This is a genomic window from Pseudoduganella chitinolytica, from assembly GCF_029028125.1.
Taxonomy (GTDB): domain Bacteria; phylum Pseudomonadota; class Gammaproteobacteria; order Burkholderiales; family Burkholderiaceae_D; genus Rugamonas; species Rugamonas chitinolytica.
Map to the genome: position 1 here is coordinate 6359299 of NZ_CP119083.1, position 15365 is coordinate 6374663.

15 protein-coding genes are annotated in these 15365 nt (G+C 64.3%); 12 read left to right on the forward strand and 3 right to left on the reverse strand.

What is annotated here, in order from left to right:
- Positions 1-75: 75 nt before the first annotated feature.
- Positions 76-2013: a hypothetical protein gene (locus PX653_RS28090; RefSeq protein WP_277415913.1), complete on the forward strand. Its 1938-nt coding sequence runs from the start codon at positions 76-78 to the stop codon at positions 2011-2013.
- Between the two features lie 67 nt (positions 2014-2080).
- Here the strand turns inward: PX653_RS28090 and PX653_RS28095 are convergent, their stop codons facing one another.
- The 3 genes from PX653_RS28095 to flgA form a co-directional block, all read right to left on the reverse strand.
- Positions 2081-2551, reverse strand: coding sequence for a flagella synthesis protein FlgN (locus PX653_RS28095; RefSeq protein WP_277415914.1), 471 nt, complete (start codon positions 2549-2551; stop codon positions 2081-2083).
- Positions 2552-2557: 6 nt separating this feature from the next.
- Entirely contained in the window at positions 2558-2902 is a 345-nt protein-coding gene (flgM, locus tag PX653_RS28100) for a flagellar biosynthesis anti-sigma factor FlgM (protein ID WP_277415915.1), read from the reverse strand.
- A gap of 94 nt (positions 2903-2996) precedes the next feature.
- Complete coding sequence (gene flgA / locus PX653_RS28105; RefSeq protein ID WP_277415916.1) at positions 2997-3683, reverse strand: flagellar basal body P-ring formation chaperone FlgA; 687 nt, start codon at positions 3681-3683, stop codon at positions 2997-2999.
- A 149-nt stretch (positions 3684-3832) separates the two neighbouring features.
- Between flgA and flgB the strand changes: the two genes are divergently transcribed.
- The 11 genes from flgB (at position 3833) to flgL (ending at position 14913) form a co-directional block, all read left to right on the forward strand.
- Positions 3833-4249: a flagellar basal body rod protein FlgB gene (gene flgB, locus PX653_RS28110; protein ID WP_277415917.1), complete on the forward strand. Its 417-nt coding sequence runs from the start codon at positions 3833-3835 to the stop codon at positions 4247-4249.
- On the forward strand, positions 4249-4653 hold the full coding sequence (gene flgC / locus PX653_RS28115) for a flagellar basal body rod protein FlgC (protein ID WP_277415918.1): 405 nt from the start codon (positions 4249-4251) through the stop codon (positions 4651-4653). The genes flgB and flgC overlap by 1 nt, the downstream gene beginning before the upstream one ends.
- A 17-nt stretch (positions 4654-4670) precedes the next feature.
- Positions 4671-5354 carry a flagellar hook assembly protein FlgD gene (locus tag PX653_RS28120; RefSeq protein ID WP_277415919.1) on the forward strand — a complete coding sequence of 228 codons (684 nt, stop codon included), beginning with the start codon at positions 4671-4673 and terminating at the stop codon, positions 5352-5354.
- Between the two features lie 60 nt (positions 5355-5414).
- The gene (locus PX653_RS28125) at positions 5415-6959 is read left to right on the forward strand and encodes a flagellar hook protein FlgE (RefSeq protein WP_277415920.1); all 1545 of its coding nucleotides are present in this window, start codon (positions 5415-5417) and stop codon (positions 6957-6959) included.
- Positions 6960-7125: 166 nt separating this feature from the next.
- Complete coding sequence (flgF, locus tag PX653_RS28130) at positions 7126-7869, forward strand: flagellar basal-body rod protein FlgF (RefSeq protein ID WP_277415921.1); 744 nt, start codon at positions 7126-7128, stop codon at positions 7867-7869.
- A 129-nt stretch (positions 7870-7998) separates the two neighbouring features.
- Complete coding sequence (gene flgG, locus PX653_RS28135) at positions 7999-8781, forward strand: flagellar basal-body rod protein FlgG (RefSeq protein ID WP_277415922.1); 783 nt, start codon at positions 7999-8001, stop codon at positions 8779-8781.
- A 2-nt stretch (positions 8782-8783) separates the two neighbouring features.
- On the forward strand, positions 8784-9437 hold the full coding sequence (locus PX653_RS28140; protein WP_277415923.1) for a flagellar basal body L-ring protein FlgH: 654 nt from the start codon (positions 8784-8786) through the stop codon (positions 9435-9437).
- Position 9438: 1 nt separating this feature from the next.
- A complete protein-coding gene (locus PX653_RS28145) occupies positions 9439-10554 on the forward strand; it encodes a flagellar basal body P-ring protein FlgI (RefSeq protein WP_277415924.1) in 1116 nt (371 codons plus the stop codon).
- Positions 10555-10620: 66 nt separating this feature from the next.
- Positions 10621-11574 carry a flagellar assembly peptidoglycan hydrolase FlgJ gene (gene flgJ / locus PX653_RS28150; protein WP_277415925.1) on the forward strand — a complete coding sequence of 318 codons (954 nt, stop codon included), beginning with the start codon at positions 10621-10623 and terminating at the stop codon, positions 11572-11574.
- A gap of 83 nt (positions 11575-11657) precedes the next feature.
- On the forward strand, positions 11658-13631 hold the full coding sequence (flgK, locus tag PX653_RS28155; RefSeq protein WP_277415926.1) for a flagellar hook-associated protein FlgK: 1974 nt from the start codon (positions 11658-11660) through the stop codon (positions 13629-13631).
- Positions 13632-13662: 31 nt separating this feature from the next.
- Complete coding sequence (gene flgL / locus PX653_RS28160; protein WP_277415927.1) at positions 13663-14913, forward strand: flagellar hook-associated protein FlgL; 1251 nt, start codon at positions 13663-13665, stop codon at positions 14911-14913.
- Positions 14914-15365 lie beyond the last annotated feature (452 nt).

Sequence of the window (15365 nt, forward strand, 5' to 3'; positions counted from 1 at the left end):
GGCGCCACCCCGGCACCGTAGTCTTGGGCAGTGGTCATGCCGCCTGGCACAGACCCGATCACCCAGGAGAACACCATGCGTCCTACTCGCCCCGCCCACCTTGCAGCACTGCCGCGCGGCATGCTGCGCCACGTGCTGCTGACCCTTTCACTGCTGTTCTCCCTGCTGGGGGCCCACGGGGCGCTGGCGCAGTCGATGCTCGTCAACCGCGGACCGACATTACCTTCGGGTAGCACCATGAAGATCGGCGAAGCGCTCGTCTCGCCCAGCGGTGAATTCTTCGCCACGACGCAATCCGACGGCAACCTGTGCGTTTCGCACGAAAGCGATCGCAGCGGCGTGTGGTGCACGCGCTCCACGTCAGCCGGGGAGGCGCAATACGTGACCGGCATGCAGACAGACGGCAACCTGTGCACGGCCGCGGGCTCGCACGTCGCCTGGTGCCTGACGGACCGGGCGCGCCATGACGGGCCGTTCTTCCTGGCCATGCAGGACGATGCGAACCTGTGCGTCTACAACGGCGTGCCTGGCAGGATTACCGGTACCGTCTGGTGTTCCATGGGGCTGGCGACTGTGCGCCCGCACGGGCCGAAGCTGGTTTATGGCAAGGCCTACTACCTGAAGAATGGCTACGCGAACTGGTCGGGAGGCTATCTCGACACGGCCTACAGCGGCTGCGAGCGCAATGCCATGTGCGTCTCGACAGCGGTATCGGAAGCGCGCGACCAGCGCAGCGGCAGCTGGGTGATCAAATCGGCGCAAGGGAAGACCGACGGCAGCCCCGTCATGCCCGGCGACAAGGTGTACCTGAAGAACCTGTACCCGTTGGCTGGCGACCCCGAGCCCCCGTATGGCCAATTCGGCGGCTACCTGGACACGCGCGGTAGCGGCTGCGAAGGCAACGTGATGTGTGTCTCGACGTCGCTGGCAATGGATGGCAACAACAGTATCTGGACCGTGGAGATCGATCGCTTCAATCTCTATCTCGGCCAAGCCATCAGGCTGCGCAACGGCTATGACAATACCTATCTGGACACGCGAAACCGCGGCTGCGAGGGCAACCTGTTGTGCGTCTCGACCAGCGCCAGCGCCGATCGCGACCAGGGCTCGGGCAGTTGGCGCTTCGAAGCCACGCTGGACACCTATGCCGCTCGCTATGCGCCGCGCCTGCGCTTCGACACCGATGCGCATGGCTATCCGATGTCTGCGCAGCCGTTCTTCGAACAGGCAGTGCAGCGGCAGCAGACGGCGACCATCCAGAACACGGACCCGAACTCGCTGGGCAGTGGCAGGATTCCGACGTATTATCAGGCGATCAAGGTCGGTAACCAGGTCCGCATCAAGTACTGGTGGTTCTACGGCTACCAGAACACTTGCGACGGCATCAATGGCAGCCACAATGGCGACTGGGAAGACGTCACCGTGATCCTGGCGGAAGACCGCAATTCGATTGCGGCCGTGGTGTTCACCATGCATGGCGAGCACTATACCCGGCTGGCCGCACGTAACGCTTTCCAGATCGAGGACGTTTCGCATCCGGTGGTGTACGTCGGCAAGACTTCCCATGCCGCGTTCTTCGACGGTGGCGGCAGTTCCAACAGCTGCCTGCCGTGGGAGGAATATCGCAACAACAACAGCGGCACCCGTCTCGACACGTGGACGCGCTTGCTGAACCTGGATGACAACGGCGAAGCCTGGATGCGGACGGATCGCACGACCGACTTCAAATGGGGCCGCGACGGCGTCTCGACCCACCCGACGCGCAGCGGACCCAGTGCCGAGATGAACGCGGCTGCCTGGTCCGCCGGCGTGCCAACGTGGTGGCACAGCGACTGCAAGTTCGGCGACCGTGACGACGGGACGTATTGCGTCGAAGCGTGCCGCTCGGGCTATACCGACGGCGGCTACCTCTGCACCAACTGGAGCACGTGGCACAGCTACACCGTGTCGACGTATCGCTACGATTATCGCCTGCCGACGAGCGATCGCGGCCTGCTGGTCAAGGATGAGTGATCGACGGCGCGGCCATGAAAAAACCGGGCAGCGCCCGGTTTTTCTGGTCCATCGATACGACAAGAATTCAACCCGCCACGAACCCGCGCGAGAACGTGCTGGTCGCGGTGCGCCCGCTGGGGCCATACACGCCCACTTGCGCCTGCGGCCGCAGCGCCTGCAGCGCGCCTTGCGTGTGGCTCAGCTGGCGGTTGATCAGCATGCCGTTCAGGCGGTTCAGTTCCTTCGCTTCGCGGGTCTGGTCCAGCACGTCGTGCCACAGCAGCTTGTCGGCGTCGCTGCCATGCGCGGCCAGCCACGCTTCCATGCCGGCCTCGCCCCGGGCAAAGCCGGCGGCGCCCAGGCTGCGGTGGCGCTGGTTGGCCGTCAGGGCCATTTCGTTGATCAGCTCGGCCTTGCGGGCCGTCAGCGGGTCCAGCTTGTCGATGTCGGCGGCCACCAGGAGATTCTGTTCCTGCAGCAGGACTTCGCGCAGGGAAATGATCAGGGTATGTTCAGCCTTCAGGCTGTGCATGGGAGTCGTGGTGGCACCGTTCATGATGTCCTATCGCTTTCGAGAGTGCAGCAGATCCTTGACTGTATCGAGCAAGCCATCCGCTACTTTTTCAGAGTTAACCTGGAACTGACCGTCGGCGATCGCCAGCTTGATGCGCTCGACTTTCTTCGTGTCGAACACACCGTTGCTGCTGTTTGCCGCCAGCGCCTGCCCTTGGGAGGACAGGCGTACATTGTCCGAGCCAGCCTGCGCCGCCGTCGTGGCGGCCGTATTTGCCGCGGTGCTCGCTGCCGTGCCGGCCGTGTTGGCCGTCGTGGCTGCGTTCGTGCGGGCATTGTTTGCCGGGGTGTTGCCCGGCAAACTGTTGCTCTTCAATGGATCGTTGATTTTCACAGCATCTTCCTCGTCTGGTGGGAGCTTTTACTCCGGTGTACGAGTCTTATAACGGCACCTGCGCGACGAACTTTAGCGCCGGTGCCGATATTTTCTAGAATGCCACTTCCACCAACCCGCCCGCGCGGGCGATGCCACTGATGTTCTGTCCACCGGTCGTGCGCACCTGCACGACCTGGCCTTCGGCCGCGTTGGCGCCCGCCTTGGCCTCCGCCGATACCTTGAAGCCGGGGCCGTTCGAGACCAGCCGCACCAGCTGGCCCGTCTGCACGACACTCTGCTTGCGCAGGCTGTCCAGGCGCAACGGCAGGCCGGCCGAAATGGCAATATTGCTGGTCCGGCCCAGCACCTGGGCCTTGTCCGTTGCGATGCTCGCCGGCAACGTCGTCAGGTCGCCCTGCATCGTCGCCAGCTGGCTTTCCACGATGGGCTGGCCCTGCGGCACCGGTGCGGCGGCGGCAATATAGTTGCCCAGTACCGACACGTTTGCCGGGACATACACCGTCCAGGGGGACGGCGCCGTGCAGCGCACGCCCACCGTCGTCTTGCCCCACGGCTTCGTGCCCGGCATCAGGAACGCTTCCGGGGCAGGGCAGTTGGCCAGCTTCATGCGCTGGTCGACATTACCCACCGTGACCGTCACCTTGCCTGGCAGTCCCGCACTTTGTACCTGCAGGAACTGGTCCACGGTCTGGCGCAGCTTGGCCGGGTCCATCATGTCCGCCGCCTGGGCGCCGGAGGCCAGCAGCAGGGCGGCAACAGCAGTAGAGAGAGTTTTCATGGTGCAATATTCCCGTTGAATGTTGCCATGATAGAGATTGCCGGCGCCACGAAAGGGGCGAACAGGACCGGAAAGCCAGCGCTTCTCGTCGCTTTAATTGCCGTACAGCATCCGTATCATCGATCCTGTCACCGATGGAAGGAAGCGACATGCTAGGCAAACTCGACCAACACCTGCGATTCAACGAAACGGCACTCAGCCTGCGCTCGACGCGCCAGAGCGTGCTCGCTTCCAATATCGCCAATGCGGACACGCCCAACTACAAGGCCCGCGACATCGATTTTTCCAGTGCCCTGAAGTCGGCGCTGGACGTCAACAAGCAAGGCCCGTTGAAAACGACGGCGCCCAAGCACTATCCGCTGCCGCCGCAGGGCGCCGGCACCCTGGCCGACGGCACGCCGCTGCAGTACCGCGGCGTCGTGCAGGGCGCCGTGGACGGCAATACGGTCGATATGGACGTCGAGCGCAACCAGTTCGCCGACAACGCGCTGCGCTACGAGGCGGGCGTCAACTTCATCAACAGCCAGATCAAGGGCCTCATGTCCGTGATCCAGGGAGGCCAGTAATGTCGCTGTTTAATATCTTCAACGTTTCCGGCTCGGCGATGAGCGCGCAGTCGCAGCGCCTGAACGTCGTGGCCAGCAACCTGGCCAATGCCGACAGCGCCACCAGCGCCAGCGGCCAGGCCTACCGTGCCAAGCAGGTCGTGTTCGAAGCGACCCCGAGCGCGGACAACACGGCCACCAGCGTCAAGGTGCAGCAGGTCATCGAGGACCCGTCGCCGATGAAGATGGTGTACGACCCGAAGAGTCCGCTGGCCGACGAGAAAGGCTACGTCGAGATGCCGAACGTGAACGTCGTCGACGAGATGGTCAACATGCTGTCGGCCTCGCGTTCGTACCAGAACAACGTCGAAACGATGAATGCGGCCAAGAGCCTGCTGATGAAAACCCTGACCATCGGTCAATAACCGCAGGACCTGTCACCATGACGATCACCAATACCGCTACCGCTGCCGGCCCCTCGTCCGCCCTGCTGAACAGCGTCAACCCGAAGGAAGCGTCCACCAGCGGCCAGATCTCGGCCGAGCAGGACAAGTTCATGACCCTGCTGATCACGCAGCTGAAGAACCAGGACCCGCTCAATCCCCTGGACAACGCCCAGGTGACGAGCCAGCTGGCCCAGCTGAACACCGTTACCGGCATCAACAAGCTGAACGATACGCTGGAATCGCTGAAGTCAGACTATGCGGCCACCACGTCCGGCCAGGCCGTCAACCTGATCAACCATGGTGTGCTGGCTGCCGGCAAGACCATGCAGGTGGCCGACGGCAAGGGCATCTTCGGCGTCGAGCTGGGTTCCTATGCCGACAAGGTCGACGTGGATATCCGCAACGCCAGCGGCAAGGTCGTGCAGACCGTGTCGATGTCGGCGGTCGAGCCCGGCGTACAGCCGCTGGTGTGGGACGGCAAAATGGCCGACGGCAATACCGCGCCGAACGGCAACTACACGCTGAGCGTCACCGCGAGCACGGGCGGCCAGGCGCTGGCGGATGCGAAGACGCTGTCGTTCGGCAGCGTCGCCAGCGTGTCCACGGGCCCGACGGGCGCCAGAATCAACGTGCCGGGCCTGGGTCAGCTGACCATGGACGACATCAAGCAAGTCATGTAAGCGCCGGTCAGCCGGCACATTTCGAATTTAGTACCAGCCCATTTCTGACAGGGGGAAAACATGTTCCAACAAGGTCTCAGCGGTCTCAACGGCGCAGCCAAGTCGCTCGACGTCATCGGCAACAACATCGCCAACGCCAGCACGGTCGGCTTCAAGAGCACGGAGGCGCAGTTCGCCGACATGTACGCCAATTCCCTGAACGGTGTCAGTGGCAACAACCCCGGCATCGGCGTGCAGGTGGCGCGCCTGGCCCAGCAGTTCACGCAAGGCAATATCGAAACGACCAACAACCCGCTGGACATCTCGATCAACGGCGGCGGCTTCTTCCGTACCACCGTGGACGGCGCCGTCCAGTACACCCGCAACGGCCAGTTCTCGATGGACAAGAACGGCACGATCGTCAACGCGCAGGGTGCTTCGCTGACGGGCTACGTCGCCAACAAGGACGGCGTCATCCTGCAGGGTGCGCCGGTGCCGATCACCATCGACTCGTCCGACCTGGCTCCCGTGCAGACGACCAAGGCGAACTTCCAGATCAACCTGTCGTCGAACTCGACCGTGCCGAAGACCGTGCCGTTCGACGCTTCGGATCCGACTTCGTACACGAAACAGACCGTGATGCCGGTGTACGACTCGCTGGGCAACGAGCACACGATGGGCATGTTCTACGTCAACCTGGGCGCCGGCAAGTGGGATGCCTACGCGGCCAACGACGGCCTCACGATCGATGCGAAAGCCGTCCTGCAGTCGGCCATCAGCTCGTCGGCCGCGCAGGGCGCGCGTGACGCGTACCAGACCGTCATCAACACCCCGGGCGCGACGTCGGCCGACATCACGGCCGCGCAGCAGGCCTATGCCGACGCGGCCGGCGCCGCCGTGCTGGACGCCGCCATCACGGCTGGCGCCAATCAGGTGCAGCAGGACCAGATCACGGCTGTCTTCACGGGTGCCACCAGCGTCGCCTCCACCCTGGGCAACGGCCCGGCCGTCATCGATGCCGCCCTGCAGGCCGCCGTCAACGTGCCGTCCGTCAAGGTCGGCACCTTGATCTTCAACAAGACCGGTACGCTGGACGCGGCCGCGATGGCTGCCGCCACCCCGGCCACCAGCCTGCCGCTGACGATCAACCTGCCGATCTTCCCGGACAACGGCGCCGTGCTGACGATCCCGATCTCGACGACGTTCGAAGGCACCACGCAGTACGGCACGCCGACCAGCGAGAAGATGTCGACGCAGGACGGCTACTCGTCCGGCAGCCTGCAGCGCTTCGCTGCCGACGACAACGGCATCATCCTGGGCCAGTACAGCAACGGCAAGTCGCGCCCGCTGGCGCAGATCGTGCTGGCCGACTTCACCAGCGTCGAGAACCTGACGCCGCTGGGCAACAACGCGTGGGCCGAAAGCTCCGGCTCCGGCGTGCCGCAGATCGGCGTGCCGGGCGAGGGCGGCATGGGCCAGCTGCGCTCGTCGTCGGTCGAGGCATCGAACGTCGACCTGACCGAAGCGCTGGTGGACATGATCACCGCGCAGCGCGTGTACCAGGCCAACGCGCAGACGATCAAGACGGAAGACTCGGTGCTGCAGACGCTGGTGAACCTGCGTTAATGATTGACTGGGGTCTGTCCCCAACGGGGACTGACCCCGAAGTTTGCCAGCCCCGTCGCAGAGCTGGCAGGAACTTCAGGGTCAGTCCCCAGGGGGACAGACCCGTGCGACTCGACCGCAACCGGCGGCATCGGCAAGCAACAAGACTCGAAGCGAAAATCACACCATGGACAAACTCGTCTACACCGCAATGACCGGCGCCAGGCACATCCTGGACCAGCAGGCCACCACGTCGAACAACCTTGCCAACGCGACCACGACGGGCTTTCGCGCCCAGCTCGATGCGTTCCGCGCGGTGCCGGTCGTCTCCGAAGGCCTGCCCACGCGCACGTTTGTCGTCGACTCGACCGTCGGCTCGGACTTCCGTGCCGGCCCCATCGAGACGACGGGCCGCTCGCTGGACGTCGCCGTGCGCGGCGAGGGCTGGCTGGCCGTGCAGTCGAACGACGGCTCCGAAGCGTACACCCGCAACGGCAGCCTGAAGATCAGCGAGAACGGCCTGCTGCAGACGAGCGCCGGCCTGACCTTGCAGGGCGAGAACGGCCCCATCGCCGTGCCGCCGAACATGAATGTGTCGATCGCCGCCGACGGCACCGTCAGCGGCATCGATACCAGCCAGGGCCAGCCGGGTCCCGCCAACGTGCTGGGCCGTATCAAGCTCGTCAATCCACCGACGACGGGCCTGCTGCGTGGCGACGATGGCCTGTTCCGCCAGGAGTCCGGCCAGCCGGCCCAGGCCGACCAGAACGTGCGCCTGGCCGACGGTTGCCTGGAAGGCAGCAACGTCAATCCGGTCGACATGATGGTCAATATGATCGCCTTGGCAAGGTCGTTCGACACGCAAATGAGCCTGATAAAGAACGCCGAGAATAACGCGGCGAAAGCCAGCCAGATCCTCGCTTTGAATTGATTCGTTGCCGCGCATAATGCTTTCATCGGAGGAAGCTCTTCAGGTCGCAACTTAGGCGCCATAGTTCCAGAGCTTCCAGTTGTCCGGGCGGGGGAATCCTCCCTTGTCCGGCATTACGGGAGAAAGCACATGATTCGTTCGCTCTGGATTGCCAAGACCGGCATGGAAGCGCAGCAGACACAGATGGACACTGTGTCGAACAACCTCGCCAACGTCAGCACCAACGGCTTCAAGAAGTCGCGCGCCGTGTTCGAGGACCTGCTGTACCAAAACGTGCGCCAGCCTGGCGCCAATTCCTCGCAGCAGACCCAGCTGCCATCGGGCATGCAGGTCGGTACGGGCGTCCGTCCCGTCACGATCGAGCGCATCCACACCCAGGGTAATCCGCAGGCCTCCGGCAACGACAAGGACCTGATGGTCAACGGCAACGGCTTCTTTACCGTGCTGATGCCCGACGGCACCACCGGCTACACGCGCGACGGCTCGTTCCAGCGCGACAACAACGGCCAGATGGTCACGTCCAGCGGCTACGTGCTGCAACCCCCGATCACCATTCCCATCAATGCCGACAACATCACCGTCGGCAAGGACGGCACCGTGTCCGTGCAACTGCCGGGCCAGGCCGCCGCGCAGCAGATCGGCTCGCTCCAGCTGGCCACGTTCATCAACCCCACCGGCCTGCAGTCGATGGGCGAGAACCTGTACGTCGAGACGGGCGCCTCCGGCGCCGCCCAGCAGAACCAGCCCGGCCAGAACGGCACCGGCCAGATCCTGCAGGGCTATGTCGAGACGTCCAACGTCAACGTGGTCGAAGAGATGGTCAACATGATCCAGACGCAGCGCGCGTACGAGATCAACAGCAAGGCCATCACGACCTCCGACCAGATGCTGCAAAAACTGTCGCAGATGTAATCATGAAAAAGCTCGCTTTCTCCGCCTTCATCCTTGCCGCCCTGGCCGGCTGCGCCAGCACGCCGACGACCATCGTGGCCGGTCCCACGACCGCGCGCCCGATTCCGCCGATGCAGACGGCCGCTACCGCCAACGGCGCCATCTTCCAGACCGCCAGCTACCGCCCGGCGTTCGAAGACCGCCGCGGCCGCCACGTGGGCGACATCATCAACGTCGTCATCACGGAGCGCACGTCGGCCGTCAAGAACGGCGCCAGCTCGAACAGCCGCAGCGGCAGCGCCAACCTGAACGTGCCGGGCCTGCTGCAGGGCAAGCTGGGCGCCAACATCGGCACCAGCTCGGAAAGCAAGTCGGCCGATGCCGCCAGCCAGACCGCCAGCAACACGTTCACGGGCACGATGGGCGTGACGGTGGTCGAAGTGCTGGCCAACGGCAACCTGGTCGTCGCCGGCGAAAAACAGGTGGCGATGGACAAGGGCACGGAATTCATCCGCGTCTCCGGCGTCGTCAATCCGGACACGATCGGCGCGGGCAATACCGTGTCGTCCACCGCGATCGCCGATGCGCGCGTCGAATACCGTACCAACACGCACCTGGACCGCGCCGAGCTGTCGTCGATGGCGTCGCGTTTCTTCATGAGCTTGCTGCCGTTCTGATATGACCACCCTTGCCAAGACCCTCGCCGCAATCGGCGTTTCGATTGCGCTGCTCGCGCCGGCCGCCCATGCCGAACGCCTGAAGGACCTCGCCAGCATCGCCGGCGTGCGCCAGAACCAGCTGATGGGCTACGGCATCGTCGTGGGCCTGGACGGCACCGGCGACCAGACCACGCAAACCCCCTTTACCGTGCAGAGCATCGCGTCGATGCTGCAGCAGATGGGCGTCTCGCTGCCGCCGGGCACCAACCTGCAGCTGAAGAACGTGGCGGCCGTCATGGTCACCACGTCCTTGCCGGCGTTCGCGCAGCCAGGCCAGATGCTGGACGTGACGGTGTCGTCGATGGGTAACGCGAAAAGCCTGCGCGGCGGCACGCTCCTGATGACGCCGCTGAAAGGTGCCGACGGCGCCATCTACGGCATGGCACAGGGCAATATCCTGGTGGGCGGCGTCGGTGCGCAGTCGCCCGGCGGCGGCGCTTCGGTGGCCGTCAACCACCTGTCGGTGGGCCGCATCTCCGGCGGTGCCACCGTCGAGCGTTCCGTGCCGACCAACCTGGGCGAGAACGGCCAGATCCGCCTGGAACTGAACAGCAGCGACTTCGCCACCGCCAGCCGCGTGGTGGAAGCCATCAACAACAAGTACGGCTCGGGCATCGCCTATGCGCTGGACGGCCGCGTCATCCGCGTGCAGGCCCCGTCCGCTTCGGACCAGCGCGTGACGTTCATCGGCCAGCTGGAAGAGATCGACGTGCGTCCCGCGGCGCTGGCCGCCAAGGTCATCATGAATGCCCGCACGGGCTCCGTCGTGATGAACCAGGCCGTGACGTTGCAAACGTGCGCGATCTCGCACGGCAACCTGTCGGTGGCCGTGTCGGCCGACCCGCAGGTGAGCCAGCCGAACGCGCTGTCGGGCGGCCAGACGGTCGTCACGAACCCCGGTTCCGTGGATATCCAGAAGGCGCCGGGCAAGGTGCTGATGGTGCAGGGCGGCGCGTCGCTGGCCGACGTGGTCAAGGCACTGAACGCCATCGGCGCTTCGCCGCAGGACCTGCTGGCCATCCTGCAGGCCATGAAGGCATCCGGCGCGTTGCGCGCCGAACTGGAAATCATCTAAAGATCGACAGCATCCGGCGCTTGCGCGCCGAACTGGAAATCATCTAATTTCGAACAAGAGGCTGCCATGATCCGCCAGACGAGCACACCCAACGACCTGTCCGCCAACCTCGCCATCGACAGCAAGGGCCTGTCCCAGTTGCGCCAGGGCGCCAAGGCAGGTTCGGCGGACGCCACGCGGGCGGCAGCCACGCAGTTCGAGGCCATGTTCGTCAACATGATGTTGAAGAGCATGCGCGACGCGACGCCCCAGGAAGGCATGCTCGACAACCAGCAGACCAAGATGTTCACGACGATGCTGGACCAGCAGACCAGCCAGACCATTGCCAAGAAGGGCATCGGCCTGGCGGACGTGCTGGTGCGCCAGCTGTCGAAGACGGCCGGAGTGAATGGCGCCAATGCGGAACTGAACGCGGACGCGGCCATGCCTGAAGGTGGCCTGACCCGCTCGATGATCGACGCGGCCAAGCTGCAGCGTTCGATCGCGGCGGCCGGCGGCAACGCGGCCGCGCATGCGGCAGCCGCGCCGGCAGCCACGGCGGCGGCCGGCAGCACGTCGCGCCATGCCCACGTGCGGGCGTTTTCCGACAAGCTGTCCGCCCACGCGGAAGAGGCCTCGCGCGCCACCGGCGTGCCGGCCAAGTTCATGCTGGGCCAGGCGGCGCTGGAAAGCGGCTGGGGCAAGCGCGAGATCAAGGGTGCCGATGGCACTAGCAGCCACAACCTGTTCGGCATCAAGGCCGGCAGCAACTGGACCGGCAAGACCGTCGACGTCGCCACGACGGAGTACGTGAACGGCCGCGCCACCCGCAAGATCGAGCGCTTCCGTGCCTACGACAGCTACGCGGACAGCTTCAAGGATTACGCCAAGCTGATCACGAACAACCCGCGCTACGAGAAAGTGCTGGCCAGCGGCGGCGATGCCACGGCGTTCGCGCGCGGCCTGCAGAAGGCCGGCTACGCCACCGATCCGAACTACGCGGCCAAGCTGGCCGCTGTCATTCAGAAAACGTTGGCATAAGCGCATCGCACTAAGGTGACGGCGACCCTCAAGTTTGTTCCGCCCGCGCCGTATACGAGATCAGGACAGGAAAGAAACCACCCATGAGCAACCTCCTCAGCATCGGCAAGACCGGCTTGCTGGCGGCCCAGACGGGCATCGCCACGACCGGTCACAACATCACGAATGCGAGCGTGGCAGGGTACAGCCGCCAGGGCATCGTGCAGGGCACGCTGCCGCCGGTGAACCAGGGCGTGGGCTACATCGGAACCGGTACCGAAGTGGCGCAGATCAAGCGCTACTACGACAATTTCCTCAACACCCAGCTGATGAACGCCCAGGCCAACCAGGGTTCCGTCGATGCCTACCTGGGCCAGATCAGCCAGATCGACAACATGCTGTCGGACAGCACCATCGGCCTGTCGCCGGCGCTGCAGGACTTCTTCAAGGGCGTGCAGACGGCCAATTCCACGCCCTCCCTGCAGGCCGCGCGCGAGTCGATGCTGTCGTCGTCGCAGACGCTGACGGCGCGTTTCCACGAGGTGTCCGGTCGCCTGCAGGAGCTGCAGGAAGGCGTCAACAATTCGGTCACGACGACGGTCAACTCGATCAATGCGTATTCCACGCAGATCGCCGACCTGAACAAGAAGATCGCGGCGGCCACGATGGACCCGCTCAATCCGCCGAACGATTTGCTGGACCAGCGCGACCAGCTGATCCGCGAACTGAACCAGCAGGTCAAGGTGACCGTGCTGCCGAGCGATAACAATATGCTCAACGTGTCGATCGGCTCGGGCCAGCCGCTGGTCGTGGGCGTCACCAATATGGAACTGGCGACGATGGCGTCGCCCACCGATCCGAACCGCACGATCGTCGGCTACCAGACGACGTCGGGCCGGGTCTCGACCCTGCCGGACGAGACGTTCTCGGGCGGCGCCCTGGGCGGCTTCATGGCATTTCGCAGCGAGACGCTGGACAAGGTGCAGAACCAGATCGGCCAGGTCGCGGCCGGCCTGGCGACGGCGTTCAACGACCAGCACAAGCTGGGCCAGGACCTGAACGGCGACATGGGCGGCAATTACTTCAACCCCATCAAGGCCTACGTCGGCTACGACAACCGCAATTCGGCCACCAGCACGACGGACGTGCAGGCCACCATCACGGACGCTTCGGCGCTGAAGGGCGTCGACTACAACGTCGTGTTCGACGGCACCGATTTCCAGATGACCCGTGCCGACGGCACCGGCGGCGCGATCGCCATCCCGCCCGGCGTCGACACGGAAATCGACGGCGTCACGTACAACTTCGGCGGCACCGCCACGCAAGGCGACCGCTTCCAGATCCGGCCCACGTACACGGCGGCGGCGGACATCGGTGTCGGCGTCACGGACTTCAAGAAGATCGCACTGGCCGCACCGATCGCCACGTCCGTCCCCACCAGCAACAAGGGCAGCGGCACGATCAGCGCCGGCACGGTCGATGCGACGTACCTGGAACCGGGCAATGCCCTGACGGCGCCGCTGACGATCGGCTTCCACCAGACCGACCCGCTCGACAAGAACACCCGCAGCGTGGATGGCTTCGCGGCCGGCGCCGTCGTGCGCGTCACGCTGGCGGGCGGTGCGTCCACCGACTACAACCCGGGCGACACGATTCCCTACGCGGAAGGTGCCACCTACAGCAGCAACGGCATGAGCTTCACGATGAACGGCCAGCCGAAGGACGGCGACACGTTCACGGTGGGGCCGAACACGAGCGGCGTGGGCGACGGCCGCAATGGCGTGCTGCTGGCCGGCCTGCAGACCAAGAACATCCTGAACGGCGGCAGCGCCACGTTCCAGGGCAATTATGCGTCCACCGTGAACTACGTGGGCAACAAGACGCGCGAGATGATGGTGGGCAGCGACGCCGCCGAGACGACCGTCAACCAGGCGAGAGCGTCGCAGCAGAGCGTCTCCGGCGTCAACCTGGACGAGGAAGCAGCCAACCTGCTGCGCTACCAGCAGGCCTACCAGGCCGCCGGCAAGGTGATGCAGATCGCAGGACAGCTGTTCGACACGCTGCTGCAGATCCGGTAATCACCCGCGAACCGATTGAAGGAATAGGATTATGACCCTGCGTATCAGCACCAGCATGATGTACGACCGCGGCACCACCCAGCTGGGCACGCTGCAGTCGAACATGTTAAAGACCCAGATGCAGCTGTCCACGGGCCGCCGCGTGCTGACGCCGGCGGACGATCCCGTGGCCTCGGCGCGCGCCCTGGAAGTGACGCAATCGCTGGAAATCAACGACCAGTACAAGATCAACCGGCAGACGGCGACGTCGTCGCTGGCGCAGGTCGACACGGTGCTGGACACGGTGGGCAACCTGCTGGACGACGTCAAGGACACCGTGCTGTACGCCGGCAATCCGGCCTTGTCGATCGCCGACCGCGAGGCGCTGGCCGTCGACCTGGAAGCACGCATGGCCGACCTGCTGGGCCAGGCCAACACGGCCGACGGCACCGGCGGCTACGTCTTCGCCGGCTACAAGACCAACACGCTGCCGTTCGCCAGGACGGAGACGGGCGCCACGTACTACGGCGACCAGGGCGAACGCGAGCTGCAGGTGGGGTCGGGCCGCAAGATGTCGATCAGCGCCTCGGGCAGCCAGATCTTCGAGAACAACCTGACCGGCAACGGCACGTTCCTGACCAAGCCGCGCGTGCCGGATCCGAACGACCCGGCCGACGTGGGCAACACGGGCACGGGCATCATTTCGCCAGGCACCGTGACGAACGCAACCCAGCTGACGGGCCACAACTACACGGTCACCTTCGCCAAGGAGCCGACGACGGGCGTCATGCAGTACAGCGTGACGGACGACACGCTGGGCACGGAAGTGGTGGCGCTGACGGACTACAAGGCCGGCCAGCCGATCGCCTTCGACGGCGTCACGTTCGACGTCAAGGGCGACCCGGCCGACCTGGACAAGTTCACGCTGGAACCCAGCAAGAACCAGTCGGTGTTCGAGACGATCCAGAACGTCATCAACGCGCTGCGTTCGACGGGCACGGGCCCGACGGCAGGCGCCAAGCTGACCAACGCGCTGAACGAAGCCAACCAGAACATCCAGCAGGCCTCGGACAACGTGCTGTCGGTGCGTGCCTCCGTCGGCGCCCGCGGCAAGGAACTCGACTACCTCGACTCGTCCGGCTCGGAAATGGCGATCCAGTACAAGAGCCAGGTCGCCGACCTGATCGAAGTCGACCCGATCGAGGCGGCCTCGCGCTTCGCGCAGCAGACCAGCAGCTTGCAGGCGGCGCAGCAGACGTTCAAGATGGCTACTGGGTTGTCGTTGTTTAACTACTTGAACTAAGCTCGACTAACAACGAACTTCAGGGGATGGTAGCGATCTCAGGCCTCTATTGTCCTGAGATCGCTGTCTGTCGGTTCGGCTTTGGACGTTTGCTAGCCTAGTCTGTCACCTACTTGAGTGCGATAGTACACAAATCCTTCGCACGCCTCGGATACTTCCGATTAGCGTCGGCCATATTACACCGATGATATTTTATCAAACGAAAGATTTTTCCACCATTGTTCGGAGTAGTCGCTGACTGGGCCGTATGATTTCGTTGACCATTTTCTTGATTGCAAATTGAAAATGCTCACGAACCGAAAATTTGGCGACCCATCCTCGTGAAAATCGTGATGAACGATTGCGATCTTCCCTTTTTGCCAGCCGAAGGCTCGGGGTATTGGCGGCCATTCTGATGCCGCCAATACTAAACGCGACCATAGGCTCCGATGCATCGGAAGTTGGCTCCAGCT

Excerpts from the sequence above, each read along its gene's own strand:
- PX653_RS28090 (WP_277415913.1), top strand. The coding sequence starts at position 76 with ATGCGTCCTACTCGCCCCGCCCACCTTGCAGCACTGCCGCGCGGCATG.
- PX653_RS28095 (WP_277415914.1), bottom strand. The coding sequence starts at position 2,551 with ATGAACGGTGCCACCACGACTCCCATGCACAGCCTGAAGGCTGAACAT.
- flgA (WP_277415916.1), bottom strand. The coding sequence starts at position 3,683 with ATGAAAACTCTCTCTACTGCTGTTGCCGCCCTGCTGCTGGCCTCCGGC.
- flgB (WP_277415917.1), top strand. The coding sequence starts at position 3,833 with ATGCTAGGCAAACTCGACCAACACCTGCGATTCAACGAAACGGCACTC.
- flgC (WP_277415918.1), top strand. The coding sequence starts at position 4,249 with ATGTCGCTGTTTAATATCTTCAACGTTTCCGGCTCGGCGATGAGCGCG.
- PX653_RS28120 (WP_277415919.1), top strand. The coding sequence starts at position 4,671 with ATGACGATCACCAATACCGCTACCGCTGCCGGCCCCTCGTCCGCCCTG.
- PX653_RS28125 (WP_277415920.1), top strand. The coding sequence starts at position 5,415 with ATGTTCCAACAAGGTCTCAGCGGTCTCAACGGCGCAGCCAAGTCGCTC.
- flgF (WP_277415921.1), top strand. The coding sequence starts at position 7,126 with ATGGACAAACTCGTCTACACCGCAATGACCGGCGCCAGGCACATCCTG.
- flgG (WP_277415922.1), top strand. The coding sequence starts at position 7,999 with ATGATTCGTTCGCTCTGGATTGCCAAGACCGGCATGGAAGCGCAGCAG.
- PX653_RS28140 (WP_277415923.1), top strand. The coding sequence starts at position 8,784 with ATGAAAAAGCTCGCTTTCTCCGCCTTCATCCTTGCCGCCCTGGCCGGC.
- PX653_RS28145 (WP_277415924.1), top strand. The coding sequence starts at position 9,439 with ATGACCACCCTTGCCAAGACCCTCGCCGCAATCGGCGTTTCGATTGCG.
- flgJ (WP_277415925.1), top strand. The coding sequence starts at position 10,621 with ATGATCCGCCAGACGAGCACACCCAACGACCTGTCCGCCAACCTCGCC.
- flgK (WP_277415926.1), top strand. The coding sequence starts at position 11,658 with ATGAGCAACCTCCTCAGCATCGGCAAGACCGGCTTGCTGGCGGCCCAG.
- flgL (WP_277415927.1), top strand. The coding sequence starts at position 13,663 with ATGACCCTGCGTATCAGCACCAGCATGATGTACGACCGCGGCACCACC.